General features: G+C 70.6%; 27 protein-coding genes and 1 riboswitch. Of the genes, 13 read left to right on the top strand and 14 right to left on the bottom strand.

The window, feature by feature from the left end:
* Positions 1-10: 10 nt before the first annotated feature.
* The 3 genes from OG230_RS20030 to OG230_RS20020 all read left to right on the top strand — a co-directional run bounded on the left by OG230_RS20030 (position 11) and on the right by OG230_RS20020 (position 3,840).
* Complete coding sequence (locus OG230_RS20030; RefSeq protein WP_328905089.1) at positions 11-1,516, top strand: PTS transporter subunit EIIC; 1,506 nt, start codon at positions 11-13, stop codon at positions 1,514-1,516.
* A gap of 375 nt (positions 1,517-1,891) precedes the next feature.
* Positions 1,892-2,620, top strand: coding sequence for a hypothetical protein (locus tag OG230_RS20025; RefSeq protein WP_328905088.1), 729 nt, complete (start codon positions 1,892-1,894; stop codon positions 2,618-2,620).
* Positions 2,617-3,840: a hypothetical protein gene (locus tag OG230_RS20020; RefSeq protein WP_328905087.1), complete on the top strand. Its 1,224-nt coding sequence runs from the start codon at positions 2,617-2,619 to the stop codon at positions 3,838-3,840. The genes OG230_RS20025 and OG230_RS20020 overlap by 4 nt, the downstream gene beginning before the upstream one ends.
* 10 nt (positions 3,841-3,850) lie before the next feature.
* Here OG230_RS20020 and OG230_RS20015 read toward each other — a convergent pair whose 3' ends face one another.
* The 3 genes from OG230_RS20015 to OG230_RS20005 all read right to left on the bottom strand — a co-directional run bounded on the left by OG230_RS20015 (position 3,851) and on the right by OG230_RS20005 (position 6,248).
* A complete protein-coding gene (locus tag OG230_RS20015) occupies positions 3,851-5,683 on the bottom strand; it encodes a hypothetical protein (RefSeq protein WP_328905086.1) in 1,833 nt (610 codons plus the stop codon).
* Between the two features lie 93 nt (positions 5,684-5,776).
* Positions 5,777-6,016, bottom strand: a complete 240-nt coding sequence (locus OG230_RS20010; RefSeq protein ID WP_328905085.1) for a hypothetical protein — start codon at positions 6,014-6,016, stop codon at positions 5,777-5,779.
* Positions 6,006-6,248, bottom strand: coding sequence for a hypothetical protein (locus OG230_RS20005; RefSeq protein ID WP_328905084.1), 243 nt, complete (start codon positions 6,246-6,248; stop codon positions 6,006-6,008). Before OG230_RS20005 ends, OG230_RS20010 begins: the two co-directional genes overlap by 11 nt.
* A gap of 114 nt (positions 6,249-6,362) precedes the next feature.
* Here OG230_RS20005 and OG230_RS20000 point away from each other — a divergent pair, with 114 nt between their 5' ends.
* A complete protein-coding gene (locus OG230_RS20000) occupies positions 6,363-7,205 on the top strand; it encodes a helix-turn-helix domain-containing protein (RefSeq protein WP_328905083.1) in 843 nt (280 codons plus the stop codon).
* The gene (locus tag OG230_RS19995) at positions 7,186-7,452 is read left to right on the top strand and encodes a DUF397 domain-containing protein (RefSeq protein ID WP_328905082.1); all 267 of its coding nucleotides are present in this window, start codon (positions 7,186-7,188) and stop codon (positions 7,450-7,452) included. The genes OG230_RS20000 and OG230_RS19995 overlap by 20 nt, the downstream gene beginning before the upstream one ends.
* Positions 7,453-7,500: 48 nt before the next feature.
* Here the strand turns inward: OG230_RS19995 and OG230_RS19990 are convergent, their stop codons facing one another.
* Positions 7,501-8,052 (bottom strand): YcxB family protein, encoded by a 552-nt coding sequence (locus tag OG230_RS19990; RefSeq protein WP_328905081.1) that lies wholly within the window; start codon positions 8,050-8,052, stop codon positions 7,501-7,503.
* Positions 8,053-8,082: 30 nt separating this feature from the next.
* A complete protein-coding gene (locus OG230_RS19985) occupies positions 8,083-8,430 on the bottom strand; it encodes a DUF1330 domain-containing protein (protein WP_328911461.1) in 348 nt (115 codons plus the stop codon).
* Positions 8,431-8,677: 247 nt separating this feature from the next.
* Between OG230_RS19985 and OG230_RS19980 the strand changes: the two genes are divergently transcribed.
* On the top strand, positions 8,678-9,121 hold the full coding sequence (locus OG230_RS19980) for an RICIN domain-containing protein (RefSeq protein ID WP_328905080.1): 444 nt from the start codon (positions 8,678-8,680) through the stop codon (positions 9,119-9,121).
* A gap of 6 nt (positions 9,122-9,127) precedes the next feature.
* On the opposite strand, the gene OG230_RS19975 is transcribed toward OG230_RS19980, so the two are convergent.
* The gene (locus OG230_RS19975; protein ID WP_328905079.1) at positions 9,128-9,673 is read right to left on the bottom strand and encodes a MarR family winged helix-turn-helix transcriptional regulator; all 546 of its coding nucleotides are present in this window, start codon (positions 9,671-9,673) and stop codon (positions 9,128-9,130) included.
* A 127-nt stretch (positions 9,674-9,800) separates the two neighbouring features.
* On the opposite strand from OG230_RS19975, the gene OG230_RS19970 reads away from it, so the two are divergent.
* The 3 genes from OG230_RS19970 (at position 9,801) to OG230_RS19960 (ending at position 12,660) form a co-directional block, all read left to right on the top strand.
* A complete protein-coding gene (locus OG230_RS19970; RefSeq protein ID WP_328905078.1) occupies positions 9,801-10,790 on the top strand; it encodes an EamA family transporter in 990 nt (329 codons plus the stop codon).
* 60 nt (positions 10,791-10,850) lie between these two features.
* On the top strand, positions 10,851-11,495 hold the full coding sequence (locus OG230_RS19965) for an NAD(P)-dependent oxidoreductase (protein ID WP_328905077.1): 645 nt from the start codon (positions 10,851-10,853) through the stop codon (positions 11,493-11,495).
* 349 nt (positions 11,496-11,844) lie between these two features.
* Positions 11,845-12,660, top strand: a complete 816-nt coding sequence (locus OG230_RS19960) for a hypothetical protein (protein ID WP_328911460.1) — start codon at positions 11,845-11,847, stop codon at positions 12,658-12,660.
* Between the two features lie 27 nt (positions 12,661-12,687).
* Here OG230_RS19960 and OG230_RS19955 read toward each other — a convergent pair whose 3' ends face one another.
* Complete coding sequence (locus OG230_RS19955) at positions 12,688-13,173, bottom strand: excalibur calcium-binding protein (RefSeq protein ID WP_328905076.1); 486 nt, start codon at positions 13,171-13,173, stop codon at positions 12,688-12,690.
* Positions 13,174-13,501: 328 nt separating this feature from the next.
* On the opposite strand from OG230_RS19955, the gene OG230_RS19950 reads away from it, so the two are divergent.
* A complete protein-coding gene (locus OG230_RS19950) occupies positions 13,502-14,776 on the top strand; it encodes a hypothetical protein (RefSeq protein ID WP_328905075.1) in 1,275 nt (424 codons plus the stop codon).
* A 30-nt stretch (positions 14,777-14,806) separates the two neighbouring features.
* Here OG230_RS19950 and groL read toward each other — a convergent pair whose 3' ends face one another.
* From groL to thrC, 4 genes are all read right to left on the bottom strand, one after another.
* Positions 14,807-16,429 (bottom strand): chaperonin GroEL, encoded by a 1,623-nt coding sequence (gene groL, locus OG230_RS19945; protein WP_328905074.1) that lies wholly within the window; start codon positions 16,427-16,429, stop codon positions 14,807-14,809.
* Between the two features lie 297 nt (positions 16,430-16,726).
* Positions 16,727-16,933, bottom strand: coding sequence for a cold-shock protein (locus tag OG230_RS19940; RefSeq protein ID WP_003967346.1), 207 nt, complete (start codon positions 16,931-16,933; stop codon positions 16,727-16,729).
* Positions 16,934-17,344: 411 nt separating this feature from the next.
* Entirely contained in the window at positions 17,345-17,623 is a 279-nt protein-coding gene (locus OG230_RS19935; protein ID WP_328905073.1) for a MoaD/ThiS family protein, read from the bottom strand.
* 29 nt (positions 17,624-17,652) lie between these two features.
* Positions 17,653-18,945, bottom strand: a complete 1,293-nt coding sequence (gene thrC, locus OG230_RS19930) for a threonine synthase (protein WP_328905072.1) — start codon at positions 18,943-18,945, stop codon at positions 17,653-17,655.
* Positions 18,946-18,963: 18 nt separating this feature from the next.
* Positions 18,964-19,091, bottom strand: a riboswitch (SAM riboswitch).
* Between the two features lie 153 nt (positions 19,092-19,244).
* Between thrC and OG230_RS19925 the strand changes: the two genes are divergently transcribed.
* From OG230_RS19925 to OG230_RS19915, 3 genes are all read left to right on the top strand, one after another.
* The gene (locus tag OG230_RS19925) at positions 19,245-20,195 is read left to right on the top strand and encodes a glucosyl-3-phosphoglycerate synthase (protein ID WP_328905071.1); all 951 of its coding nucleotides are present in this window, start codon (positions 19,245-19,247) and stop codon (positions 20,193-20,195) included.
* A 36-nt stretch (positions 20,196-20,231) separates the two neighbouring features.
* Positions 20,232-22,043 carry a DUF7927 domain-containing protein gene (locus OG230_RS19920; protein ID WP_328905070.1) on the top strand — a complete coding sequence of 604 codons (1,812 nt, stop codon included), beginning with the start codon at positions 20,232-20,234 and terminating at the stop codon, positions 22,041-22,043.
* 88 nt (positions 22,044-22,131) lie between these two features.
* Complete coding sequence (locus OG230_RS19915) at positions 22,132-23,511, top strand: alpha,alpha-trehalose-phosphate synthase (UDP-forming) (RefSeq protein WP_328905069.1); 1,380 nt, start codon at positions 22,132-22,134, stop codon at positions 23,509-23,511.
* Here the strand turns inward: OG230_RS19915 and otsB are convergent.
* Genes otsB through OG230_RS19900 form a run of 3 tightly spaced genes read right to left on the bottom strand, consistent with a single transcriptional unit; the run spans position 23,488 to position 25,956 of the window.
* On the bottom strand, positions 23,488-24,336 hold the full coding sequence (gene otsB, locus OG230_RS19910) for a trehalose-phosphatase (RefSeq protein ID WP_328905068.1): 849 nt from the start codon (positions 24,334-24,336) through the stop codon (positions 23,488-23,490). The two genes, OG230_RS19915 and otsB, sit on opposite strands and share 24 nt — an antisense overlap.
* A 53-nt stretch (positions 24,337-24,389) precedes the next feature.
* Positions 24,390-24,626 (bottom strand): DUF3263 domain-containing protein, encoded by a 237-nt coding sequence (locus tag OG230_RS19905; protein ID WP_328905067.1) that lies wholly within the window; start codon positions 24,624-24,626, stop codon positions 24,390-24,392.
* Between the two features lie 52 nt (positions 24,627-24,678).
* Positions 24,679-25,956: an ABC transporter substrate-binding protein gene (locus tag OG230_RS19900; protein ID WP_328911459.1), complete on the bottom strand. Its 1,278-nt coding sequence runs from the start codon at positions 25,954-25,956 to the stop codon at positions 24,679-24,681.
* Positions 25,957-25,979 lie beyond the last annotated feature (23 nt).

The raw sequence follows: 25,979 nt of genomic DNA, 5'->3' as shown, positions 1-25,979 counted from the left end.
ACCACGCCCCATGGCTACTGAAGACAAGAACCGCGCCACCGCCGCCGCGATCCTTCCGCTCGTCGGTGGCGCAGCGAACGTCAGCTCCATCGCCCACTGCATGACCCGGCTCCGCCTCGGCCTGCACGACCGTTCGCTGGTCGACGACGAAGCGCTCAAGGCGATCCCCGCCGTCATGGGCGTGGTCGAGGACGACACGTACCAGATCGTCCTCGGCCCCGGTACGGTCGCCCGGGTCACCCCGGAGTTCGAGCAGCTGGTCGAGGAGGGGCGGGAATCCGCTCCCGCCGTCCACACCTCCGAGGAGCTGGCCGCGCAGGGCGCGGCGATCAAGGCCCAGCAGAAGGCGAAGAACGCCACCCCCTTCAAGCTGTTCCTGCGCAAGATCGCGAACATCTTCGTTCCGCTGATCCCGGCCCTCATCGGCTGCGGCATCATCGCCGGTCTCAACGGCCTGCTGGTCAACCTGGAGTGGCTGCCCGCGGTCACCCCCGCCCTCGCCGCGATGACCTCCGGGTTCATGGCGCTGATCGCGGTCTTCGTCGGCTACAACACCGCGAAGGAGTTCGGCGGTACGCCGATCCTGGGCGGTGCCGTCGCGGCGATCATCGTCTTCCCCGGCGTCGCCAACATCGAGGCGTTCGGCCAGCAGCTCTCGCCCGGCCAGGGCGGTGTGCTCGGCGCGCTCGGCGCCGCGGTGCTCGCGGTGTACGTGGAGAAGTGGTGCCGCCGCTGGGTCCCCGAGGCCCTGGACGTCCTGGTCACCCCGACGCTCACGGTCCTGATCTCCGGCCTGGTGACGATCTTCGGCCTGATGTACGTGGCAGGGGAGATCTCCACCGCGATCGGTACGTTCGCCGACTGGCTGCTCTCCAACGGCGGCGCCGGCGCGGGCTTCCTCCTCGGCGGCTTCTTCCTCCCGCTGGTCATGCTGGGCCTGCACCAGGCCCTCATCCCCATCCACACCACGCTCATCGAGCAGCAGGGTTACACCGTCCTGCTCCCGATCCTCGCGATGGCCGGAGCGGGCCAGGTAGGCGCGGCCATGGCGGTCTACCTCCGCCTCCCCCGCAACGAGTCGATCCGCCGCACCATCAAGTCGGCCCTCCCCGCGGGCCTGCTGGGTGTCGGTGAGCCCCTGATCTACGGCGTCTCGCTCCCCCTCGGCCGCCCGTTCATCACGGCGTGCATCGGCGGCGCGTTCGGCGGCGGCTTCGTCGGACTGTTCAACCAGCTCGGCGACACGGTCGGCTCCACGGCCATCGGCCCGTCCGGCTGGGCCCTGTTCCCGCTCCTGGACGGCAACCACGGCCTGGGCTCGACGATCGCGATCTACGCGGGCGGCCTGCTGGTCGGTTACGTCGCAGGGTTCGTCGCGACGTACTTCTTCGGCTTCAGCAAGGACCTCCTGACGGAGTTCAACGTCTCCCAGGAACCGGCCGCGTCGAAGATCGCCGCCTCCGGCCCGACGGACCCCACCACCGGCACCCCCTCCAAGGAACCGGCAGCGGTCTGACCCGCTTTCCCCTCTGTTGCGGAGTCCGCGGCGCGTCGTACGCGCCAAGGGCTCCGCAACAGGCATGTCCGAGGGTGGTAACTCGATGGGATCACCATGGAGTTGAGGGCATAAAATGATGATCGTCGGGGCAGCCGGCGCATCGTCGCGCCCACCTGCGCTCCTTCCCGACGCGCGCACACGCCGGGGGGAACGCGCATGGCCGGAGACACGAGGCAGACGCCTGACACGGCACCCGCCCCGGACCCCACACCGACACCCGAGCCGACCCCGGCCCCGGCCCCGGCACCCGAGCCGCCCCCGGCACCCGCACCCCCACCCCCGCCGGCCCCCGCACCCACACCCCCCAACCGCGTCCGGCGCACCCTTCGCCGCGTGGCCGCACTCGGGGTCGAGCGGAAGCTGACCCTCATCGGGCTCGCCATCGCCGCCGTCGGCATCGCTCCCGTCCTCGCCGGGCCCGTGTCCGCCGCCTGGAAGGCGGCCTTCCCGGAGGACGCGGTCGTCATGGACGCGGCCCAGGAGAACGACCCCTGCTTCAGCGACTGGATCCTGCGCAAGGGAAACGCCGCGCTGGAGAGCAAGCTGAAAGACGGCGACGAGCGGCAGTTCACCCGCTGGGAGCGCGAGGGCCGCATCGTGCACATGAAGACGGTCGCCGCCCAGATCACCGTCCACGGCAACACGGACAAGGCCGTGCAGATCCGCGACGTGACCGTCACCGTGACCGACCGCACGGACCCGGCCACCGGGAAGAAGGCGGTACGCCAGCACGGCTGCGGAGGAGGCGATTTCAACGTCCCCGAAGCCATCGCCGTCAACCTCGACGCCATCGCCGTGGGTCGCTCGGTCTCCGTACTCCGCCTCCAGGACAGCCCCCGCCAGAAGGGAACCGCCAAGGCGGCGCTGCCGTACGGAGAGCCGATTCAGCTCCCCAAGACCATCACCGAGGACGACTTCTACTCCTTCTTCCTCATCGGCATGACCGAGCGCGCGCACTGCTCCTGGAAGGCCGAAGTCACCTGGTGGGACGGCAAGGAAACCCGGACGGCCTCGATCGACAACGACGGCGTCCCGTTCCGCGTCTCGTCGGGCCCCGCATGACACTGCGCCGGTCCCCGCTCGCCCTCGTCTGCCTCGCCGTCACGCTCGTACAGGTGGGCGGCATCCTGCCCGCCCAGATCGACTGGGCCGACAACCTGCTCCTGCCGCCCGTCTACCCGGGCCATCCACCACCGGGCGCCGAACTCGGCCCCCTCGACGCCCTGCGGCTGCTGACCGTCTCCCCCACCTGGATGTACGGGGAGTACACGGCAACACAGGGCGTGTTGTACGAGGCGGGCTGGCTGGCGCTCTTCCTCCTCGTCCTGTGCCTGGCGTCCTCCGCCGCCGCCCGGCGCATGAGCACCGTGCCGCGCGTCCCCCTGCACCTGCCGGTGGCCCTCGTCGTCGTCGCACCCCTGGCCTCGCTCGCCGCACTCCTGATCCTCCGGCTGCCGAAGCTGACCGGGTCCGGCAGCGGCGATCAGCTGGCCCAGACGCTCCAGGACGCGCGCGTCGCCGCCCCGCACACCCTCCTCCTCGCCCTGGTAGCCGCGGGCACAGCCGCCGTGCACCGCGTCGCCACGGCCAACGGCCCCAACTCCCCTGATCTGCGCCGCATCGCCCTCTTCCACCTGGCGTCCTGGCGGGGCACCGCGGGCTCGCTCCACCGCCGTATCGGCGTCTCCGTCGCCACGGGCCTGACCTGCTGCGTGGTGCTCACCCTCCTCGACTCGCAGACGGCCGCCGACGCCGCGCGGAGCGTGGCCGGGCTCTGGTGCACGGACTCACCCGACACCGCGAGCTGCACCTACTTCCTCGGCCAGGGCGCACAGCACTCCCTGCCGCAGTACGCCGACACGGCATGGAGACCCGCGGCCCGCGTCGTCTTCCCCTACGCGCGCCTCTACGCCTACCAGACCTGCTTCGTCCTGTCGGCGGTCGCCTGTTACGCCCTGCTGACCAGGCGCGGCCTTCGCACGCGGACGGCAACACCCGTCGCCCTCCTGATCCGTACGGCGGCCTGCTACACCGCCGGAACGGTGATCTACGGAGCGGTCCTGACGGACGGAGTCCTGGACGTCGGGCAGAGCGGAGGCGATCTACGGACACGTGCGGGCGCGGCTCTCCCGCTCCTCCTCCACCCGGTGGGTCTGCACCACACCCTGCTCGGCGCGCCCCTGGCCGCCGTCCTGGTCACCACCGTCGTCGTCCTGACGCGCCGTCTCAGGAACCGCCGAGGAGCGGCCCCCGCCGTCGCGGCAGCCGCTCCTCCGGTCTGAACCCCCGACCTCAGTCGCTCCCGGGCCAGGGGAAACCGAGCTCCTTCGCCCGCTCGGGGCTGCCGCAGGACACCTTCGCGTATGTCTTGGGGTCCTCCTCCGCCAGCCGTCGCAGTGCTGCGGCGGCCTGCGCCTCGGGCGGGCGGCCGTCGTCCGGCAGGACCCAGCGGAACTGGAAGGCGTCCCGGAGCGAGTCCGCGGTGGCGAGCCCCGGCGCGTACCAGAAGGTCACCACGGTGGTGTCCGGCTCCTCGACATCGCCGCCGATCCAGCCCCGGCGGGCGTCCCACCGACCCAGGATCTCCGGCCGCTCCCTCAGCCCCGCCTTGATCAGCCGCGCGACGGTGCGGGCCGGCCAGGACCACGACCCGTCCGCCTCCGCGCGCGCCAGCTCGGCGTCGTAGGCGGCGGCGTCGAAACGGTACGCGGGCGGCGCGGGCGCGTCCCGCGTAACCGACGCGTACGGGGGCCTGCGCCAGCCCTCCCACACCACCTCGTCGCCGTCGCGACGGATGGTGACATGGAGCGCGCCACAGCACCCCTCGGTGCAGTCCGCCTCCGCGAGCATGACCTCGCGGGGCTCGGGACCGGCCCTCAACTCCCCCTCGTCCAGCAGGACATCGGGAATGCGGGCAGGCCCCCGGGAGAAGAGCGCCGGGACCAACGGCCGCCCGTCGACCAGCACGCGGGTCTCGACGGGTTCCCGGTCCACCGGATCGCCCGCCACCACCTCGATACGCAGTCGGGCAGGCACCTCCGGGCGCTCGAAGGGCTGCCGCCCCGTGCGCCGGATCCATCCGGCCCGCAGCCGCCGGTCCGCCTCGCTCCCGGCGGCATCCACCACCGCGACCCAGCGGGGCTCGGCCAGCAGCCGGCCCAGCGAGGCCAACAGCGCCTCCCTCCGCCCCGGAGCCCAGTCCAGCAGCACACCGACGCCGCTGCTCAGATCGAAGGCCAGCGAGAGCAGGGTGGCGTGGTGGGCGAGCGTCGGCGGCAGCGCACCGGCACGTTCCACGACGCTCTCGTAGACGGTGATCGCGTCGCGGTAGAAGAGGAGTTGGGTCGGGTCGTCGTTCGAGCACCCCATCCGGACGAGCAGTCTCGCCGCGCGCGCCGACAGGGCGGAGTCGGCCGGGTACCGGGCGAGCAGTTCGGCCAGGTGAGCGGCCTCCGCGATCCGGCGGGTCAGGCGGGTGTCGAGGAACCGGTAGACGGCGGGGAAAGCGACCAGCTCCCTCCGCACGGTCTCCTGGTCCCCGGACCACAACGCGGCGACGAGCGGGCCCAGTTCCTCGTACCGGGCACGGTGGACGAGCCACAGCACGGCCGCGCGCGGGCGATCGAGCCGCTCCAGCGTCTGAACGGCCGGGCCCGCCAGCTCCCGGAACAGCGCAAGGGCGGAGACAGGGGCGATGTCCTCGGGTTCACCGAGGCGGATGAGCAGATAGAGGCCGACAGTGACGGCGGGGACGGTCGTTCCGGTCCGGATCAGTTCCCTGGCCAGCGCACGGGCCGCCTCCCGCTGCTCCTCCGGCAGCGGCAGTGCGGTGACAGCGGACTGGATCATGTACACACCCCTCTTCCGCACACCGAGCCGGTCCAGGCGGCGGTGCACGGCGGCGGAGTCGCCGGGCAGGGGGTTCAGCGCATCCCGGACGGCAGCGGCCAGCTCTTTTCGCTGCAGCCGGGTCTCGTCCGTCCGGGATGTCCCGGACGACTTCTCGGAGAGGGTGAAACCGCGCCGTGCCGGAGCCCCGTCGGGGTCCTCACGCAACAGCCGCAGGGCGCGGTCATGGAGAGCGAGCGGGGGAACGAGCGCGTCGCGCTCTTCCTGGGGGCTCACAGGGCGGGGTGGGTCTCGATTCCATAGGTCATGCCCGCAGCCTGCCAGCGCGACCGGCGCCCCGTCGACACCTTTACGGCACCGACCACCCCGTCACCGCGGCAGCTGACCCTCCCGGTTGATCTCCGTCACCCGTGCCCGCAGCACCACCCCCGGCGGCGCCGGCCGTACGACGGCGGGCGGACAGTCCCACTCCGCGCCACCGCCCGGGGGCCGTAGTTGTACGTACGGTCCGACGCGCCCCATCACCCGTCCCACCCGTCCGTCCCGGGAGTCCACCGCGAACGACCCCGGCTCCGGCGTACACGGCTCAAGCGCCTCCTCACCCGTCATGGCCGTCCGCCTTCTCCTCCAGTACCTCGCTCAGCCGCTGTGCCGTATCGAGGTTGCAGCAACCGAGGTCGACCAGCGGCGACGGCTCGTTCCCCGCGCACGACACCGGGTCGATCCGCAGCGACGGCAGCTTCACCCCGACCTCCGCGAGCCCGTCCCGCAGCCGCGCCACGGCGTCTTCCGCCCTCCGCACCCTGACTGCCGCCGCCCGGCGCCGCTCCGTCCCTGTCATGCCGTTCCACCTTCCACTCTGAGTAATGGGAATGCCTACCCAGAGTGTCCAACGCGTGGCTAGCCTGGAAGAGGCGCAGTTCCAACAACCGCACGTGTGTCACAGGGAGTTGCCATGCCCGGTCCCCGGAAGCTCGACCCCTCCTCCTCACCCCGCGCCCTCCTCGGCGCGGAGCTCCGTCACCGAAGGGAGCGAGCGGGCCTCTCGCAGGACGACCTCGGAGCCCCGCTCTTCGTCAGCGGCTCGTTCATCGGGCAGCTGGAGATAGGGGTACGGCGGATGCAGCTGGATCAGGCGGAGAAGTTCGACGAACTCCTGGGCTCGGACGGCTTCTTCGTGCGGAACTGTGCGGCGCTGAAGAAGTCCAGGTACCCGGAGCACTTCGCGGAAGCGGCGGAGGCGGAGGCGCGCGCGGAGTCCATCAAGGAGTACGCGCCCCAGCTCGTCCCCGGCCTCTTGCAGACGGAGACGTACGCACGAGCGGTCTTCCGGGAGTACCAGCCGACCGCCGCGGAAAGCACGATCGACGAGCTGGTGGCAGCAAGGCTCGAACGTGCGCAACTCCTCGCCGATCCAACCAAGCCCGTGTTGTGGGTGGTGCTGGACGAAGCGGTGTTACGACGAAGGGTGGGCGGACCTGCGGGAATGGCCGGGGTTCTGCGTCACATTGCTGCGCTCGTCAGGCAGCATCGGCTCATCGCGCAGGTGCTGCCGTTCAGCGAGGGGGCCCACATGGCGCTCGAAGGCTCCCTCAAGCTCATGGCCTTCCCTGACGCTCCGCCGCTCGCGTACCTCCAGGGCCTGGGCACAGGCCAGTTGCAGGACGATCCGGCCTCGGTCCGCCGGTACGAACTCACCTACGATCTGGTGGTGGCCAGCGCATCCTCACCGGCAGCGTCTCTGGCCTTGATCGAATCGGTGGCGGAGGATTACGACCATGAAGCTCAGCAGCTCTGACTACGACCTGTCGACGGCGACTTGGCACAAGTCCTCGTACAGCGGCGGCGACGGTGGCGACTGCCTCGAAGTCGCCACCTGGCGGAAGTCCACGTACAGCGGCGGCAGCGGCGGCGACTGCCTCGAAGTCCTCGACAACGTCCCCGACGCCGTCCCCGTCCGGGACTCCAAGATGACCGACGGCCCGGCGCTCGTGTTCCGGACTGCGGCATGGACGACGTTCGTGAGCGGCCTCAAGAGCGACTGACGGTTCTCAACTGCCGGACGGGCTTGGACATCCAAGCCCGTCACGGCCCTAGAGCCGCTTCAGGTTCCGGTCCAGGATCGCCCGGAGCCGGTCCACGTCCGCCGGGTCCTGGGCTCCCCGCTTCGGCGCCACCGCGACGCCGGCCGCGCGGTCGCCGCCCAGCAGGACGAAGAGGCCGGGCGTCTCCAGGTACTCCCGGAACACCGACCAGTCGGCGGTGAAGGACACCCGCTCGCCGGTGCTGACCGCGCCGTTGTCGTCGGCCACCATGCGGCACTCGCCGTACGGCTCCACGATGCTGAACATCCGGCGGGCCATGGTGCGCAGGCCCCGTGCGGTGCCCCACCACGCGATTCCCACGGAGAGCACCAGCGAGATGACCCACGCGACCGGGTGGGCGTCCCGGAGCACGCAGAAGACCACCACGGCGACAGTCGCGACGCCCGGGGCCAGCAGGGCCTGGGCGCGGCCCGCCGGTGTGCGGCGGGCCCGGGCGCGGAGCGCCTCCTCGAAGTCCACGGCCGTCGGCCGGTAGACGAACTCCACAGCCGTGCCACGCTCTGCGTCCTGACGCGAAAGGTCCCCACCCATGCTGTCCATGGGCGGGATCCTAGCCAGGCGCTCCGACGGCTACTCGGCCGGCAGGGCCTCCCGTACCGCCTTCGCGGTATTGGTCGCGTCGTAGCCCTCGGGAACGCCTTCGATCAGGATGATGTCGCCCTCGATGTGCCGCGAGCGCAGCGGTGCGATCTCCTGGTACGCGGGCGAGTCCCACCAGGCGCGCGCCTCCGCGATCCCGGGGAACCCGATCATCACGACGGCCCCGGACCAGCTGCCCTCCAGCACCTCGTGGGGCGTGACGTGCACGAGGAAGCGTCCGCCGTACGGCTCGAAGGTGCCGGGGATGCGCTCGATGTAGTCGGCGATGTCCGGGTGCGGGGCGGCGCCCTGAAGGCGGGCGATGACGTAGGCGGGCATGGTGTCCTTCCGGTCGGTCGGTCTCCGTACGCCGAGCTTGTCAGTGCGGGCCACCGGGGTCGATTACCTGTCAGGTCATGACCGGCGCCCGGACCGGTGCCCGGACGGGCGGGGGCCGATGAGGTGGCGCGGGAAGGGCTCGTACGCGTGCCGGGGTGATCGCGTGGCGACCGCGCGGGACGCTGACCGGCACGGGGCGATGTCCCCCCACGCCCTGTACCCGTCACCCGACCGAACAGGAGTCCCCGTGTTCGCACCCCTGCTCACCGCCGCCCTGACCGTCGCGCTGCTGGTGCCGACGTCCCAGGTAACGGCCTTCGCCTCCCCCGCCCAGGAGGATCCCCGCTTCGTCCTCCGGAGCAACGAGAGCCGCCGCTGTCTCGACACCGACGGCTCGACGCTCGCCGTGCTCGGCTGCGACGGCTCCGACTCCCAGCTGTGGATGGCGAACGACGACGGCCAGTTCGAGAACGTCGGCACGGGCGTCTGTCTGCACAGCGACGAGGCCGGGACCGTCTCCCCCGGGGAGTGCCTGGACCTCCCCCTCCTGACGTGGAGGCCGCACACGTACGAGCGGGTCGTCAACGCGGGGACGGGCTTCTGCCTCGCCGCGCGGGGCCGGGACGTCTTCTCCACGACGTGCGGGGACGACCCCGGCCAGACCTGGACGCTCGTTCACCGAGCGGTCTGATTCCGCTCAGCCCAGGTGCGTGTCCCCCAGGGACATCAGCAAGCGCCGCAACGCCTGATCGAGCGCCCGCCGGTCCTCGGTCGTCAGACCCGCCAGCATCCGTTCCTCGTTCGCCACGTGGTCGACCACGGCACGGTCGACCAGGTCCAGGCCCGCGTCGGTGAGGCGGACGCGGATGGCCCGGCGGTCGGCGGGGTCGGGGAGCCGCTCGATCAGGCCCTTGCGTTCCAGTTTGTCGAGGCGGTTGGTGATCGCGCCGGAGGTCACCATCGCGGACTTCAGGAGACCGCCCGCGGTGAGTTCGTGCGGGGCGCCGACCCGGCGCAGCGTGGCGAGCACGTCGAACTCGGCGAATTCCAGACCGTGTTCGGCGAAGACCGGCTTCATGCCCTTGCTCAACAGGTGGTCGGCTCGCTTGATGCGGCCCACCAGGGCCATCGCGTCCAGTCCGTCGAGGCCCATGTCCGGACGTTCGCGGCGCCACTGGGCGCGCAGCTCGTCGATGGCATCGGCCTCCGCACCGGGCTGCCGGTCCGCCTCACGCTCGCTCATTCCCGCGCTCCTCCCTCAGCCGAACCAGATCTCTCAACGTTCAGATACTTGACGTTCGCAGACCTTCGGGTTCATATTTATCTCAACGTTGAGAATAACAGCGTTGAGGAAGTCGAGGGGGAGCATCATGTCCACCACCCGCACCACACCCGTCACTCGCACCACGCCCGGCACCACCCGGACCCGGCGCCCGGTCGCCCAGGACCCCCGGACCTCCACTCCCGCCCCCGTCTCCACCAAGGCCGCCCTGGGCATCGCCGCCCTCGCCGCCGTCGGACCCGCCACCTGGGGCACCACCTACGTCACGACCACCGAGCTCCTTCCCCCCGACCGCCCCTTGCTCGCAGCGGCCCTGCGCGCCCTGCCCGCCGGGCTCATCCTGCTCGCCCTCACCCGGCGCCTGCCGCGCGGCGACTGGTGGTGGAAGGCGGCCGTGCTCGGACTGCTCAACTTCGGGGCGTTCTTCCCGCTGCTGTTCTTCGGCGCCTACCGCCTGCCCGGCGGCGTCGCCTCGACGGTCAGCGCGGTCATGCCACTTCTGGTCGCCGGATTCGGAGCCGGCGTGCTCAAGGTCCGGCCCACCCGCCGCACCCTGGTCGCCGGGCTCGTCGGGGTCCTGGGCGTCGGGCTGCTCGTGCTGCGCGGGAGCGCCGAGGTGGACCTCGCGGGGATCGTGGCCATGCTGACGGCCACGGTGCTGATGGCCCTCGCCGTCGTCCTGAGCAAGCGGTGGGGCCGCCCCGAGGGCGTCTCGCTGCTCGCCCTCACGGGCTGGCAGCTGACCGCCGGCGGCCTGGTGCTGGCGCCGATCGCGCTCACCGCCGAGGGCCTGCCCGACCACTTCACCGGCGCGAACATCGCGGGCTACGCCTACCTCGGCCTGATCGGCACAGCGGTCGCGTACGCCCTGTGGTTCCGCGGCATCGAACGCCTCCCGGCCTCCTCCGTCTCCTTCCTCGGCCTGACGAACCCGGTCGTCGCCACGCTCGCCGGGCTGCTCCTCCTGGGACAGACCCTGACCGCCTGGCAGATCGGCGGCCTGGCCCTGGTGATCGCGAGTGTCCTGGTCGGCCAGAACCTCCGCCCGGCCCGGCGGCGCACGCCCCCGGACGCCTGAACCAGCCCGCCCGGACGCCGGACCCCACCCCCTCACCCCGTACACGAGGAGTCGATCCCCATGCGCATCACCGTCTTCGGCGCAGCCGGAAACGTAGGCACCCGCGTGGTCGCCGAAGCCCTGGCCCGAGGCCACCGGGTCACGGCCGTCGTCCGCGACGCCGCCCGCTTCGCCGCCCTGCACCCCGGCGCCACCCACCGCACCGGCGACGCCGGAAACCCGGAGCAGGTGACCGAGCTGAGCGCCGGGCAGGATCTCGTGGTCAACGCGACCCGTCCCGCCCCCGGCCGCGAGGACGAACACGCGGCCGTCAGCCGGGCGTTACTCTCCGGCCTCGACCGCACCGGCGTCCGGCTGATCGTCGTCGGCGGAGCGGGCAGCCTGACGGTGCCCGGCACCCGGGGCGTTCTCGCGATCGACGACCCGGCCTACGTACCCACCGCCTGGCGGCACATCGCGCTGGCCTCCAACGCCCAGTTCGACGCCGTCCGCACGACCGGGACAGACGTCGACTGGACGTATCTGAGCCCGAGCGCCCTCCTGGAGCCGGGCCGCAGGACCGGCACCTTCAGGCTCGGCACGGACGAACTCCTGGTCGACGCCGAGGGCACCTCGTCCCTCTCCATGGAGGACTTGGCGGTGGCGCTCCTGGACGAGGCCGAACACCCCGAGCACCACCGCTCCCGCTTCACCGCCGGGTACTGACGGGCGGCGTCAGCGGGCCGCCACCTGGCCCGACTGATCGCGCTCCTCCGGAATGCGCCCGGAGCTCAAGGGGCGAGTTCCGAGCGCTCTTAACAGGGATGGGGTGGAGGGATCAGTTGTCCCACCCACCCACCCTGCCTGGCGAGTTGACTTTTCGTGACCGGCTTGCCACGGAAGGTCATCACGCTCTAGCGTGCGTCACGGACAAAAAAATCGACCCCCGCCGGTGCTGGAACACCTGACAGGGGTCTGACCAACGAGGATTAAAGAGGAATCCCCCATGGCTGTCGACCAGCTTAGTGCTGCCCCCTGCGCCCCGCACGTACCCCCGCCCGCCACCCCGCACCCGATGGCCAACCCGGGTTACGGAAAGCGCTCGGCGCCGTACCAACGCCCCCGCACCGAACGCGACTTCGCGCATCTGCTCCCCCGCGACGCCGCCGTCGCCGCCTACATCGACCGGCTCCCCGACGGCTCCGACATCTCCGTGAAGGCGCTGGCCAAGGCACTTCCGTACGGGCAGTGCGCCGTGCGGACCACGCTCAACCGGCTCCAGGAAGCCGGCCATCTGCGCCGGGGCAGCGAGTGCGTCGCCACCGACGAGGTGCTGCTCTGGGTGACCCGGACCTTCTTCTCCCGCACCGCCCGCGACGACGCCTGGTGGACGGCGTTCACCAGGGGCGACGTACCGGAGGAGCAGCAACGGCCCACCCGCTCACGGGCGTTCATCCTGCTGGCCTCGCTCGGCCGGGCCGCACCCACCCTGACGCTCTCCTCGGCGGAGTGCGTGGACCTTGAACCGCAGGTCAGCGAGTGGTTCGAGCGAGGCGCCACCGAAGCGGAGCTGCTCCACGCACTGACGGCCGGCCTGCCGACCCCGGTCCATCACGCCGCCTCGCTCGTCCGCAGGCGACTGCGGGACAAGATGCCGCCCGAGCGGGTCGCCCCGGTCCACCGGACCGTCCTGCGCACCCTGGAATGCAGCGAGTGCCGCGCCCCGGGCCGCCCGGAAGCGCTCCTCGGCGGACGGTGCGCTCCCTGCCGGGGCGCCGATACCGACCTGCACGTCGGCCCGCCCGGCGCCGTACAGGCCCCGGACGTGCGGGGCCGCGTGAGCGCGGTCCGGGCGGCACTGGTCCCCCGGTCGGAGCGGGGCTACCGATGACCGCGCCGTGACCGCGCCCGCACCCCGTCAGTGACGGCGACGCCGGGTGAGCGTGTAGCCGACAGCTCCGGCGGCTCCGCCGATCGCGAGGGCGAGGCCGAAACCGGTCTCGTCATCGGTCGACGTCGAGGCGCCGCCGAGGCCACCCTGCGATCCCCGCGACGGCACCGCGGTGGGACTGGCGCTCGGGCTGGCGGGCCGGGTCGTGGAGGTGGGGTTCACCAGCTCGGGGGTGGCGGTGGGCGCGACCGACTGGGGGGTCGCCGTGGGCGCGACCGACTGCGGGGACGCGGTGCTGCGGCGGGGCAGCCACTCACAGGCGATCTGGTCGTCCAGGCCCCGGTCCTCGTCGAGACGGTTCGGGTCGCTCGGGTCTCTGTTGAACTCGGCCTGCGCGTCTTCCTGGTAGCGGAAGTCGATGCAGTTGAGATCCTGCGCGAACGCGACTCCGGAGAGAGGGAGGACGGAAGAGAAAGCCAGCGCTATGCCTGCCACAGCGGTACGACAGTTCACGGGGAACCTCCTTGGCCTGATGGCCTCGACCCGACCCTAGGAGCGGCGGCGCCGTACAGCGCGGCACACTAGGCCGAACGGGCAGCCACCATGCCCCTGACCAGGCAGAACAACCCTCCGTGACCAGCACCGTTTCGACACGGGGCGTGACCACGGGCCCGACCGGCGCACCGGCCCGCCGCCGGGGAGACCCGCCGGACATCTCCTGCCCCGACAGCCCGAACGGCCTCAACGAACCGTCAGATAGCGGACAATTACTCGTGGCCACCACCTGCCGTCGATTCCGTCGTTGGCGGTGTCGACGAATGCCCCCGTTCAGAGGACGCCCATGCGCCGACGCACCACCAGGTCCCGTGCCGGAATCCTCTGCGCGCTGCTCGTCATGGCCGTCTTCGTCGGTTTCCAGCTGACGTCGCTGACCGGACGGGACTCCCCCGATTCCAAGAACTACCTCTCCTACGCCCTCCGGCTGAGCGGCGAGAGCCGTGACGCGGCCACCGCCGAAGCCATCGACTACACCTGCGCCGACGAACCCGACAGCCGACTCGTACAGGAATGCGAGCGGAAGCTGACCCGTTCGGCCGCGTACTGGACGCGGCACGGCAATACCTCCGGCATGACGGGGCCCTTCTTCAACTCCCGCTTCATGGCGATCTATGAAGCCCGCCCCGGATATCCCTTACTGCTCGTGCCGTTCATCGCCGCCTTCGGCCTGGTCCTGGGCGTCTGGCTGGCCGGTGTGACCGTCACCCTGGCGGGCAGCCTCTTCGTCCTGGCCACGCTGCGCGCCGCCGGTGCCAACCGGCCCGCCGCGCTGTGCGGACAGATCCTCTATCTGACGCTGCCCAACGCCGCCATCGCGATGCTCCCCATGGCCGACGGACTCACCCTGGCCTGCACGGCGGCGGTGGCACTCGGCTGCACGCTGGTCCTCGACGAGGAGCGCAGGACGGCCGGGACCGCCCTCGTCACCGGCGGTCTCCTCGTGGCCTTCCTGGCGCGCTACTCCCAAGCGCTCCTGCTGGCCGTCGCGCTCGCCGCGGCCTGCGCCGGACTGGCTCTGCACCGCAGGCGCCACGGCCGCTCGCACCGAGCCGCGCTGCGCCTCTTCCTGCTCTGCGGCGGCCTGGCCCTGGCGATGCAGCTGACCACGTACGTCCTGGACTGGCCGTCCGGATACGACAGCGCCCAGGATCTCCTGACCCACCATTACCAAAGCCCGGACGTGCCCGACCCCTGGCCCAGGTTCCTCGCCGCGGAGGGGACGTTCTGGTCGGCCTGGACGGACCACCAGCTGAGGGACCCGCTGCTCCTGATCATGCTGGCCCTGGCCGCCTGTTCCATGATCCGGCGCCCCACGCACCTCGGCCTGATCGCCGCCGCCACGGCCGCGGGCGGCGTACTCAACCAGGCGGGACACCCCAACCTCGACATGCTGGCCGGTCAGCGCCTCATCGTCCTGGTCTGGTTCCTGCCGGTCCTCACGGTCCCGCTGCTCCTCACCGCACGGCCGGGGCGGACCGACAGAACGACCCCGGCCCCCGGGACGAATCCCAGGGGCCGGGGTCGGCAACGTACGACTACTTCCGCTGCGAACAGCTGAACAGCTATGGAGCTACTGATCCTTGAGGGATCAGAAGTCCATGTCACCGCCCGGCATGCCGCCCGGGGCAGCAGCGCCGGCCTTCTCGGGCTTGTCGGCGATGACGGCCTCGGTGGTGAGGAAGAGCGCGGCGATGGACGCGGCGTTCTGCAGAGCGGAGCGCGTGACCTTCGCCGGGTCGATGATGCCCTCGGCGATCATGTCGACGTACTCACCGGTCGCGGCGTTGAGGCCGTGACCGATCGGCAGGTTGCGCACCTTCTCGACGACGACTCCACCCTCGAGACCACCGTTGACGGCGATCTGCTTGAGCGGGGCCTCCAGCGCGAGCTTCACGGCGTTGGCGCCCGTGGCCTCGTCACCGGTCAGGTCGAGCTTCTCGAAGACGGCCGTGGCCTGGAGCAGAGCCACGCCACCACCGGCGACGATGCCCTCCTCGACGGCGGCCTTGGCGTTGCGCACCGCGTCCTCGATGCGGTGCTTGCGCTCCTTGAGCTCGACCTCGGTCGCGGCGCCGGCCTTGATGACGGCCACGCCGCCGGCCAGCTTCGCGAGGCGCTCCTGGAGCTTCTCGCGGTCGTAGTCCGAGTCGGAGTTCTCGATCTCGGCACGGATCTGCTTGACGCGACCCTGAACCTGGTCGCTCTCGCCGGCACCGTCGACGATCGTCGTCTCGTCCTTGGTGATGACGACCTTGCGGGCGCTGCCGAGCAGGTCCAGGCCGGCGTTCTCCAGCTTGAGACCGACCTCCTCGGAGATGACGGTGCCACCGGTGAGGATGGCGATGTCGCCGAGCATGGCCTTGCGGCGGTCACCGAAGCCCGGAGCCTTGACGGCGACGGACTTGAAGGTGCCACGGATCTTGTTGACGACCAGGGTCGACAGGGCCTCGCCCTCGACGTCCTCCGCGATGATCAGCAGCGGCTTACCCGACTGCATGACCTTCTCGAGCAGCGGAAGGAGGTCCTTCACGTTGCTGATCTTGGAGTTGACGATCAGGATGTACGGGTCGTCGAACGACGTCTCCATACGCTCCATGTCGGTGGCGAAGTACGCCGAGATGTAGCCCTTGTCGAAGCGCATACCCTCGGTGAGCTCCAGCTCCAGACCGAAGGTCTGGGACTCCTCGACGGTGATGACGCCTTCCTTGCCGACCTTGTCCATAGCCTCGGCGATCTTGGCGCCGATCTCGGTGTCAGCAGCGGAGATGGAGGCGGTCGAAGCGATCTGCTCCTTGGTCTCCACGTCCTTCGCCTGCTCCAGCAGAGCGGCGGAGACGGCCTCGACGGCCTTCTCGATGCCACGCTTCAGAGCCATCGGGTTGGCACCCGCGGCGACGTTGCGCAGACCCTCGCGGACGAGAGCCTGGGCGAGAACGGTGGCGGTGGTCGTACCGTCGCCGGCGACGTCGTCCGTCTTCTTGGCGACCTCCTTGACCAGCTCCGCACCGATCTTCTCGTACGGGTCCTCGAGCTCGATCTCCTTGGCGATGGAAACACCATCGTTGGTGATCGTGGGCGCGCCCCACTTCTTCTCGAGGACGACGTTACGGCCCTTGGGGCCGAGGGTGACCTTGACGGCGTCGGCGAGCTGGTTCATCCCGCGCTCGAGACCGCGCCGTGCCTCCTCGTCGAACGCGATGATCTTGGCCATGTGAAGTGGTCCTCCCGGACAGGGGTGGATTTCTCCGGACCGAGAGGCGCCCGCGACGGACGGCCAGCGTGCTGTGTGGTTCCTTGCCCCACGCAGCCTGCGGGCCTCACCGGCCCGGTCCAAGTTTCTGTCACTCTCACCTGGAGAGTGCTAACGCCAATGATTAGCACTCGACCCCTGCGAGTGCAAGCGTCCCCCTCGGGATGTGGACAAAGACGCGGACGCACGGAGGGCCCGTACCCCTGGGGGTACGGGCCCTACGCGCGTGAGTAGTGTCGTTGGCCGACCGCGCCGAGCTCAGCCGACGGCGAGCTTGACCATGTCCGCCTGCGGCCCCTTCTGGCCCTGCGAGATTTCGAATTCAACTCGCTGACCCTCTTCGAGGGTGCGGTACCCGTCCATCTGGATCGCGCTGTAGTGGACGAAAACATCCGCACCACCGTCGACCGCGATGAAGCCGTACCCCTTCTCCGCGTTGAACCACTTGACGGTGCCCTGAGCCATGCCTAACTCCCCTATTACTGGCCCTTGCACAGGACCGCACTTCGCGGGCCCGGGTCAGAACTCACACCCTCCGACAGGAGAGGGTGCGTGCGCCGGAACGCGTCGACCGCGGCCGAATGTATCTGCCCAACTGCCCTCTGCAACAGGTCAATCGGACGAGAATTCTGGGCACGCTCGATCGCCCCTATATGAGGAATTCATGAGATTCCTGGGCAAGTCGGGCCTGACAAAGGCCACTTATGAGGCAAGGGGGTCGACCACTTTGGCTGCTTCTTATCGGGTCCGGGCGCATTCTCATATGCGGGCGGCACAGGCAGCGGAGGGGACTTCCCAACTCTACCGCGTCTAACCATGCAGAATTGCCCCCTCCGCTTCTCTCGCGGAGGGGGCAACAGGGGTGACGCTGCGAAGTCAGCAGCCGCCTGCGACGGCCGGGATGATCGAGACACCGGCACCGTCCGGCGTGACCGCGTCCAGGCCACCCTCGAAGCGCACGTCGTCGTCGTTGACGTACACGTTCACGAAGCGGCGGAGCTTGCCCTGGTCGTCCAGGACGCGGGCGGCGATGCCCGGGTGGTTCTTCTCCAGGGAGTCGATGACCTCGGAGAGGATCGTGCCCTCGGCCGGGACCTCGGCCTGACCGCCCGTGTAGGTGCGGAGGATGGTGGGGATGCGGACCTTGACGCTCATGGCGGGTGCCTTCCTTCGGTCTCGGGTGGTCAGCTGGTGGCGAGGCCGGCCGCGCGGAACGCGTCCAGGCTCGGCCGGATCGTCGCGGTCGCCTGCGAGGTCGCGGCCACCGCGTCGAGCGTCTTGAGGCCGTCACCGGTGTTCAGGACGACGGTGGTCAGGGTCGGGTCGATCAGACCCGCCTCGATCAGCTTCTTCGTCACGCCGACCGTCACCCCGCCCGCGGTCTCCGCGAAGATGCCCTCGGTCTGCGCGAGCAGCTTGATCGCGTCGACGATCTGCTCGTCGTTCACGTCCTCGACGGCGCCACCGGTACGGCGGGCGATGTCCAGCACGTACGGACCGTCGGCCGGGTTGCCGATCGCCAGGGACTTGGCGATCGTGTTCGGCTTCTGGGGGCGCACGACGTCGTGACCGGCCTTGAAGGCCACCGAGACCGGGGAGCAGCCCTCGGCCTGGGCACCGAAGATCTTGTACGGCTTGTCCTCGACCAGACCGAGCTTGATGAGCTCCTGGAGCCCCTTGTCGATCTTCGTCAGCTGCGAGCCCGAGGCGATCGGGATCACGAGCTGGTCCGGCAGCTGCCAGCCGAGCTGCTCGCAGATCTCGTACGCGAGGGTCTTGGAGCCCTCGCCGTAGTACGGACGCAGGTTGACGTTGACGAAGCCCCAGCCCTCGCCGAGCGGGTCACCGATGAGCTCGGAGCAGAAGCGGTTGACGTCGTCGTAGTTGCCCTCGATGCCGACCAGTTCACCGCCGTACACCGCGGCCATGACGACCTTGCCCTGCTCCAGGTCGTGCGGGATGAACACGCAGGACCGGAAGCCGGCACGGGCGGCGGCGGCGCCCACCGCACCGGCGAGGTTGCCGGTGGAGGAGCAGGACAGGGTGGTGAAGCCGAAGGCGCGGGCGGCCTCGACGGCGATCGCGACGACACGGTCCTTGAAGGAGTGCGTCGGGTTGCCGGAGTCGTCCTTGACGTACAGACCGCCGGTGACGCCCAGCTCGCGGGCGAGGTTGTCGGCCTTGACCAGCTTGGTGAAGCCGGGGTTGATGTTGGGCTTGTCCGCGACATCGGCGGGGACCGGCAGCAGCGGCGCGTAGCGCCAGATGTTGTTGGGTCCGGCCTCGATGCGCTTCTTCAGCTCGTCGGGGGAGCCGCTCGGCAGGTCGTACGCCACTTCGAGCGGCCCGAAACAGGACGCGCAGGCGAAAAGGGGACCGAGCTCGAATCGCTCGCCGCACTCGCGGCAGGAAAGCGCCGCGGCGGGACCGAGGTCCACAGTGGAAGGGGTGTTCGTCAGATCAGTCTGCACAGCCATGCTGGCGGAGGCCCTTTCTCCTCATCTTCCTCATGGCGCATTTCGCCACAAGACGGATTTGGCACCTTCCCCACCGTGACCTCTCGGTCGATGGGGGGGTTGCCGGGACTTCAACGGGCCGTTCCCTCAGTCCCTCTGGATGAGCGCTGTGGCACTGGATCATCGATCCAGGCATTTGTCGGCGGGTGGACCCCGAGATGCAAGGGCCTTCCGCGTTGTTCAAGACTGTAACCGAAGCCTCGGACTGTTGAGATAGTCGTCCGAACCGCGAGATGGATCACATACAGGGAGTATCGACCGTGCTGGAAGAGGTGGAACGCTGGCTGACCAGGCGTTCCTGGTCGGCTGCCGATCGCCCGCTGGATCGTCTCGCAGCCGCCAGGACACGGGATCCGCACCGCGCGAGCGTCAGTGTCGTCCTGCCCGCCCTCAACGAGGAGGCGACGGTCGGCGCGATCGTGACGACGATCCGGCGCGAGCTGATGGAACGGGTTCCGCTGGTCGACGAGCTGGTCGTGATCGATTCCGGCTCGACCGACGCCACCGCGAGGGTCGCCGCGGAAGCCGGTGCCCGAGTGGTCCACCGGGACGCGATCCTGCCCCGGATACCCGCGGTCCCCGGCAAGGGCGAGGTCCTGTGGCGGTCACTCCTGGTCACGAGCGGGGAGATCGTCTGCTTCGTCGACGCGGACCTGAAGGACTTCTCCGCCGACTTCGTCTCCGGCACCATCGGGCCACTGCTCACCGACCCCTCGGTGCAGTTCGTGAAGGCGATGTACGACCGCCCGCTGGGCAACACCACCGGCCAGGGCGGTCGCGTCACGGAGCTGGTGGCGCGCCCCCTGCTCAATCTGCACTGGCCCCAACTGGCCGGATTCGTCCAGCCGCTCGGCGGCGAGTACGCGGTGCGGCGCTCCCTGCTCGAACAGCTGCCCTTCCCCGTCGGTTACGGAGTGGAGCTGGGCCTGCTCATCGACGCACTGCACACGGTGGGCCTGGACGCGCTGGGCCAGGTCGACGTCGGCGTCCGCAGGCACCGCCACCAGGACGGCCAGGCGCTGGGGCGGATGGCGGCGACGATCTACCGCACCGCACAGCTCCGGCTCTCCCGGGGCCACCTGGTGCGGCCCGCGCTCACCCAGTTCGAGCGGGGCGAGAGCGGCTTCGTCCCCCTCACCCATGCGGTGGACACGGAGGAGCGGCCCCCGATGCGCGAGATCGCGGAGTACGTGTCCCGCCGCGCGGCGTAACCGATTTAGTCATAAAAGTACATAGATTCCCCTTTTATGGCTTTCTCTCGCACCAGGGCTGCTCTGCGCCGCAGGCGCCGACTGCCCGTATACGCCGCAGCCCTGGCCCTGCTGAGCTCCGCGGCGACCGGGCTGATCGCCCCCGCCCAGGCCGCCGCCGATGTCGTCGCCCCGTTCGAGAAGCGGTACGACGAGTCGCTGTACGGCGATTTCCGGACCATCGGCAACACCGTCATGGGCTGCCCCACGGCCCCCGCCGACCTGGCCGCCCGCTGCGCGGTCTCGGCAGGGGGCCAGGGCGGCGACAACAACAACACCTTCGAGATGCGGCGCCTGAACACGGCGGGCACCACCGACGGATACGGGTCGAGCACCGGCGCGGTCACCGTGCCGCCCGGCGCCCGGATCGCCTACGCCCGGCTCTTCTGGGGCGGCAACGACGGCACCTACCGGGGGCCCAGCGGGGCCACCCTGGCACGCTGCGACATCTCCGGCGCCGACGTGACCGGCTCCCCCGGCGGGCCGCTCGAAGCCGTCCCGTCCCTCGGCCTGGCCGGTGCCCCGCCCACGAAGGTCGCCCCCGAGCACCTGGTCCAGGACCCGGCGAGCACGAACGGCCCGCACTACTACACGGGCGAGGCGGACGTCACCGCCGCGTTCACCGGCATGACGGGCGACGGAGCCCCGCTCCCCGTGGCCGTCGGAGACCTATGGGCCGCGAACGGCCGGGGCTGCGTCGCGGGCTGGTCGCTCACCGTCGTCTACGCCTACGACGCCCCCGACGACACGTACGCACCCGACCGACGCAACGTCTACGTCTACGGCGGCCACGTCCTCCAGCGCTCCACCTCCCCCGCGACGACCATCGGCGTGGACGGCTTCTACCGGGCGGGCGGCGGCAGCGTCCGGGCCTCCGTGACGGCGTACGAGGGCGACTGGAACACCCCCGGCGACCGCTTCCTCGTCGAGGACAAGAACGTCACCGAGGCGCACACCGGCAACACCAACAACTTCTTCGTCAGCGAGGACGACGGGGCGGTCGACCCGAAGTACGTCAACAACCTCAGCATCGACGCCAAGGAGTTCGAGGTACCCGAGGGGACGATCCAGCCGGGCGACACCTCCACGACGCTGACCTTCGGCACCAAGGGCGACACCTACGTCCCCTCCGCGCTGGCCTTCTCCGTCCCCGTACCGGACCTGGAGATCACCAAGACGGTCTCGCCCGGCGGCGCGATCGCTCCCGGCGGGACGATCACGTACACGGTGCGGGCGAAGAACATCAGCCGGCTCGACTACCCGAACGCCAAGTTCAGCGACGACCTGACCGACAACCTCGACGACGCGGTCTACAACCAGGACGCCTCGGCCACGCTCGGGGACGTCTCGTACACCGCGCCGAGGATCGGCTATCTCGGTGACATCCCCGCCGGCCGGACGGCGACCGTGACGTACTCCGTCACCGTCAACGACCCGATCACCGGGGACGGGAAGCTGCGCAACGACATCGACGTGGAGTCACCGCGCTCCAACTGCGACGCGGACAGCACGGACCCGGCCTGCGGAGTGACGCCGCAGGTGGAGCGCCCCGACCCGAGTCCGAGCCCGTCCCCGTCCGACTCCCCCGCCCCGGAGCCGTCACCCTCCGTCGCCCCGTCCGCCTCCCCCTCGGTCACGGTGCAGCCGAGGCCGACGCCCGCGGACTCCGCGCCCGGCTCGATGGCCGCGACCGGCAGCAACGGTGAGCGGTTGTGGCTGCTCGGCGGCCTGGCGCTGGCCCTGACGGCGGCCGGAACGGTCGCCCGCGCGGCGGCCCGGGGCCGCGGACGCGGACGCGACCACAGCTGACCGGACCCGCCCCCACGGCCGCACTCCCGCCCCGGAGTGCGGCCGTACTCACGTTTGGGGGGTTACGGAACGGGCTAGATTCCGCTACATGGTCTCCGAGCACGCAGCCCAGGTCCTCGTCGCGTCCAACCGCGGCCCCGTGTCGTACACACAGGGCGAGGACGGCTCGCTCGCTTCGAAACGGGGCGGGGGCGGCCTCGTCTCCGGCCTCAGCGCCGTCGACGACAAGCTCTGGGTGTGCGCGGCGCTGAGCGACGGCGACCGCGAGGCGGTCAGGCGCGGGGTCGCCGAACCGGGCGTCCGGATGCTCGACATCGACGCCGACCTCCACGCCGACGCGTACAACGGCATCGCCAACTCGGTGCTCTGGTTCGTCCACCACATGCTGTACCAGACGCCCCTGGAGCCCGCGTTCGACGCGGAGTTCCGGCGCCAGTGGGCCTCCTACGAGGCGTACAACCGGGCCTTCGCCGAAGCACTCGCCCAGGAGGCGGGCGAGGGCGCGGCCGTTCTCGTGCAGGACTACCACCTGGCCCTGGTGCCGGGCATGCTCCGTGAGCTCCGCGCCGACCTGCGCATCGGCCACTTCTCGCACACCCCGTGGGCGCCCGTCGACTACTTCCGCCTGCTGCCCGACGACATCGGCGAGCAGCTGCTGCGCGGCATCCTGGGCGCCGACCGGGCGGCGTTCCTCACCCGGCGCTGGGCGGACGCCTTCATCGGCTGCTGCACGGAGATCCTGGGCGGCACCGGCCACACCCGGATCGGGGTGCACGGGCTCGGGGCGGACGCGGAGTTCCTGCGCCGGCGCTCGCACGAGGCGGACGTGGACGAGCGGATGGCGGCGCTGCGGGAGGAGGTGGGTCCGGGACGCCGGACGATCGTGCGGGTGGACCGGACCGAGCTCTCCAAGAACATCGTCCGCGGCCTGCTCGCCTACCGGGCGCTCCTGGACGCGTATCCCGAGTGGCGCGGGCGGGTCACGCACATCGCGTTCGCCTATCCCTCGCGGCAGGACCTCACGGTGTACCAGGAGTACACGGCGGCGGTGCAGAGCCTGGCCGACGAGATCAACGCGGCCTACGGAACGCCCGACTGGACCCCGGTGGTCCTCCACGTCAAGGACGACTTCGCGCGCTCGCTCGCGGCGTACCGGCTGGCCGACGTGGCGCTGGTCAACCCGATCCGGGACGGGATGAACCTGGTCGCCAAGGAGGTGCCCGTGGTCTCCGACGACGGCTGCGTACTGGTGCTGTCCCGGGAGGCGGGGGCGTACGAGGAGCTGGGCGACGCCGCGATCGTGGTGAACCCGTACGACGTGTCCGCCACGGCCGAGGCGCTGCACCAGGCCCTGTCGATGCCGCACGACGAGCGGGCGGACCGCACGAAGGCGCTGGCCGAGGCGGCGACGGCGCTGCCGCCTCAGCAGTGGTTCCTGGACCAGCTACACGCGCTGCGCGAGGGCTGACAGGAAGCCGACGACGGCCTCCGGTCCGGGCAGCAACAGGTCGGACCGCTCGGCCAGTTCGGGCACTTCGCTGCCGCTGCACACGAGGAGGCCCGGGATGCCGTCCGGGCCTTCGCTGCGGAGCTTCTCCACCGTGGCGTAGGCGGCGAGGTCGCCGAGGTCGTCGCCCGCGTACAGGACGGACTCGGCGTCCGTCTGGCGTACGTACTCCGCGAGCGCGACGCCCTTGTCCATGCCGGGAGGGCGCAACTCCAGGACCATGCGGCCGGGTTCGACGATCAGCCCGTGCCGGGCGGCGAGCTGGCCGAGGGGGCCGCGCAGCGACTCGAAGACGGCCTGCGGATCCTCGGCACGGCGGGTGTGGACGGCCACGGCCTGCCCCTTCTCCTCCACCCAGGTGCCGTGCCAGGCACCCAACTCGTGCAGCACTCCCGGGAGTTCACCTCGCACGGCGGCGACGCCGGGGTGCGGGGCGGGGGCGTGCACGGTGCCGGTCACGGCGTCCCAGCGTTCGGCGCCGTAGTGACCGAGGACGACGAGATGGTCGAGCCCGGCCACCCCGGCGAAGCCGCCGTACCGCACGGCGACCCCGGCCGGCCGGCCGGTGATCACGGCCACGGACGCGACACGCGGCGCGAGGGCGGCGAGCGCGGGAACGGCGCCGGGGTGGGCGCGTGCCTGTTCCGGATCGGGAACGATGTCGGCGAGCGTGCCGTCGAAGTCGAGAGCGACCACGGCGCGGTCGGGCCGGGCGAGAACAGCGGCGAGACCTTCGCGGCCGGCGGGGGTGGTCGGGGTCGGCAGGTGATCGAGGTGACTGCCCATGGGTCGACCCTATAGCGATGCCGCCGCCGAGGACCGTCGAAGAGCGCCTTCCGTCAGCGACGGTCCCGGCGCGCGGCCCGTACGCCGCGCAGGCGGTTCACCGTCACCGGGTCCTCCTCCAGTGCGCGCCGGTCGTCGATCAGCGCGTTCAGGAGCTGGTAGTAGCGGACCGGCGACATCCCCAGCTCTTCGCGGATCGCCCGTTCCTTCGCACCGGGCCCCGCCCAGGAGCGCCGCTCCAGGGCCAGCAGGGCCCGGTCCCGGTCGGAGAGCGGGGCGTCTTCGGTCATATGAACAACCTAATCGCCCGGACGGACACCCGCGCCACTCCCCCGGCGCCGCCTACTCCGCCTGCTCCGCCTCGGTGGCCTTGTTGGCTATCTCGCCGAGCACGCCCTCCGGATTGCCGTCCGGCGCCACCGCGGCGCCGATGCGCTCCTTGATGGCCTCGCTGGCCTGCGCCCAGGACGTCTTGGCGAACGGGTAGAACTGCGAGTTCGGCAGCGCCGCCAGGAACTCGCGCAGCGGCTTGTGCCGGGGGTCCGCCTCCATCGCCGCGGAGGCGCTGTCCGTGACGGGCAGCAGGTCGTACTCGTCCGCGAAGGCGAGCACGTTCTCGTCGTTGTACGCGAAGTCGAAGAACGTGCCGATCTCCGTGCGGTGGTTGTTCTGCTTGAAGCCCATCATCCAGTCGGCGACGCCCATCGAGCCCTGGGTCGGCCCGTCGACGCCGGGCAGCGGCACCATGCCGACCTGGATGCCCCGCTTCTGGGCGTCCTCCATCAGCGTCGGGTGGCCGTTGAGCATGCCGACCTGGCCGCGGGTGAACGCCTCGAACGCCTTGGCCCGGTCGAGCTTGCCGGGCGCGACGGGGCCGGTGAGCCCCTTGCCGACGAGGTTGTCCTTCAGCCAGGTGAACGTGGCGACGTTCTCCGGGGAGTCGATGGAGTACGCGCCGACGTCGTCGGTGTAGCCACCGCCGCCGCTGAGCAGCCACATCAGGGTCTCGGCCTGCGACTCCTCCGGCCCGAGGGGCAGGGCGAAGGGGTACCTGACGCCGCGCTGGTCGAGCTGCGCGGCATCGCTCTGGATGTCGTCCCAGGTCTTGGGTGCGTCGAGCCCGGCCTGGCTGAACAGCTTCTTGTTGTAGAAGAGCAGCCGGGTGCTGGCGACGAAGGGCAGCCCGTACTGCTTGCCGTTGACCTTGCCCGCATCGCTGAGCGAGGGGAGGAAGTTGGCCTGGGTGCGGATGGCGAGCGTCTCGTCGGTCGTGTAGAGCTTGTCCTGCTTCGCGTAGTCCGCGTACGCGCCGATCTGGGCGATGTCCGGGGCCTTGCCCTGCTTCACCATCTCGGAGACCTCGCGGTCGACGTCCTTCCACGCGTAGACGTGGACGTCGACCTTGATCCCGGGGTGAGCGGTCTCGAACTTCCGGGCGAGGTCGTTCCAGTAGGTCTCGGACGAGTTCTCCGGGCCGGTGCCGTAGTCGGCGGCCACGAACTTCAGGGTGACGTCACCGGATTCGCCGCCGTTCGAGCAGCCCGACAACGTTGCCGTCATGCCAAGTGCGGCCACTGCCGCGGTCACACCGATAAAGCGCCGCTGCACGGCCTCGCCCATCCTCGTTGATTGCACGCCCCCAC

This window comes from Streptomyces sp. NBC_00234 (genome assembly GCF_036195325.1).
Classification (GTDB): Bacteria; Actinomycetota; Actinomycetes; order Streptomycetales; family Streptomycetaceae; genus Streptomyces.
Note: the sequence above shows the minus strand (reverse complement) of the source record. Positions and strands in the feature narration are given on the sequence as shown.

Bases quoted from the DNA above. Each gene is read 5' to 3' on its own strand.
- OG230_RS20030 (WP_328905089.1), top strand. From the start codon at position 11: ATGGCTACTGAAGACAAGAACCGCGCCACCGCCGCCGCGATCCTTCCG.
- OG230_RS20020 (WP_328905087.1), top strand. From the start codon at position 2,617: ATGACACTGCGCCGGTCCCCGCTCGCCCTCGTCTGCCTCGCCGTCACG.
- OG230_RS20010 (WP_328905085.1), bottom strand. From the start codon at position 6,016: ATGACGGGTGAGGAGGCGCTTGAGCCGTGTACGCCGGAGCCGGGGTCG.
- OG230_RS20005 (WP_328905084.1), bottom strand. From the start codon at position 6,248: ATGACAGGGACGGAGCGGCGCCGGGCGGCGGCAGTCAGGGTGCGGAGG.
- OG230_RS20000 (WP_328905083.1), top strand. From the start codon at position 6,363: ATGCCCGGTCCCCGGAAGCTCGACCCCTCCTCCTCACCCCGCGCCCTC.
- OG230_RS19995 (WP_328905082.1), top strand. From the start codon at position 7,186: ATGAAGCTCAGCAGCTCTGACTACGACCTGTCGACGGCGACTTGGCAC.
- OG230_RS19990 (WP_328905081.1), bottom strand. From the start codon at position 8,052: ATGGACAGCATGGGTGGGGACCTTTCGCGTCAGGACGCAGAGCGTGGC.
- OG230_RS19985 (WP_328911461.1), bottom strand. From the start codon at position 8,430: ATGCCCGCCTACGTCATCGCCCGCCTTCAGGGCGCCGCCCCGCACCCG.
- OG230_RS19975 (WP_328905079.1), bottom strand. From the start codon at position 9,673: ATGAGCGAGCGTGAGGCGGACCGGCAGCCCGGTGCGGAGGCCGATGCC.
- OG230_RS19970 (WP_328905078.1), top strand. From the start codon at position 9,801: ATGTCCACCACCCGCACCACACCCGTCACTCGCACCACGCCCGGCACC.
- OG230_RS19965 (WP_328905077.1), top strand. From the start codon at position 10,851: ATGCGCATCACCGTCTTCGGCGCAGCCGGAAACGTAGGCACCCGCGTG.
- OG230_RS19960 (WP_328911460.1), top strand. From the start codon at position 11,845: ATGGCCAACCCGGGTTACGGAAAGCGCTCGGCGCCGTACCAACGCCCC.
- OG230_RS19950 (WP_328905075.1), top strand. From the start codon at position 13,502: ATGCGCCGACGCACCACCAGGTCCCGTGCCGGAATCCTCTGCGCGCTG.
- groL (WP_328905074.1), bottom strand. From the start codon at position 16,429: ATGGCCAAGATCATCGCGTTCGACGAGGAGGCACGGCGCGGTCTCGAG.
- OG230_RS19940 (WP_003967346.1), bottom strand. From the start codon at position 16,933: ATGGCTCAGGGCACCGTCAAGTGGTTCAACGCGGAGAAGGGGTACGGC.
- OG230_RS19935 (WP_328905073.1), bottom strand. From the start codon at position 17,623: ATGAGCGTCAAGGTCCGCATCCCCACCATCCTCCGCACCTACACGGGC.
- thrC (WP_328905072.1), bottom strand. From the start codon at position 18,945: ATGGCTGTGCAGACTGATCTGACGAACACCCCTTCCACTGTGGACCTC.
- OG230_RS19920 (WP_328905070.1), top strand. From the start codon at position 20,232: ATGGCTTTCTCTCGCACCAGGGCTGCTCTGCGCCGCAGGCGCCGACTG.
- OG230_RS19915 (WP_328905069.1), top strand. From the start codon at position 22,132: ATGGTCTCCGAGCACGCAGCCCAGGTCCTCGTCGCGTCCAACCGCGGC.
- otsB (WP_328905068.1), bottom strand. From the start codon at position 24,336: ATGGGCAGTCACCTCGATCACCTGCCGACCCCGACCACCCCCGCCGGC.
- OG230_RS19905 (WP_328905067.1), bottom strand. From the start codon at position 24,626: ATGACCGAAGACGCCCCGCTCTCCGACCGGGACCGGGCCCTGCTGGCC.
- OG230_RS19900 (WP_328911459.1), bottom strand. From the start codon at position 25,956: ATGGGCGAGGCCGTGCAGCGGCGCTTTATCGGTGTGACCGCGGCAGTG.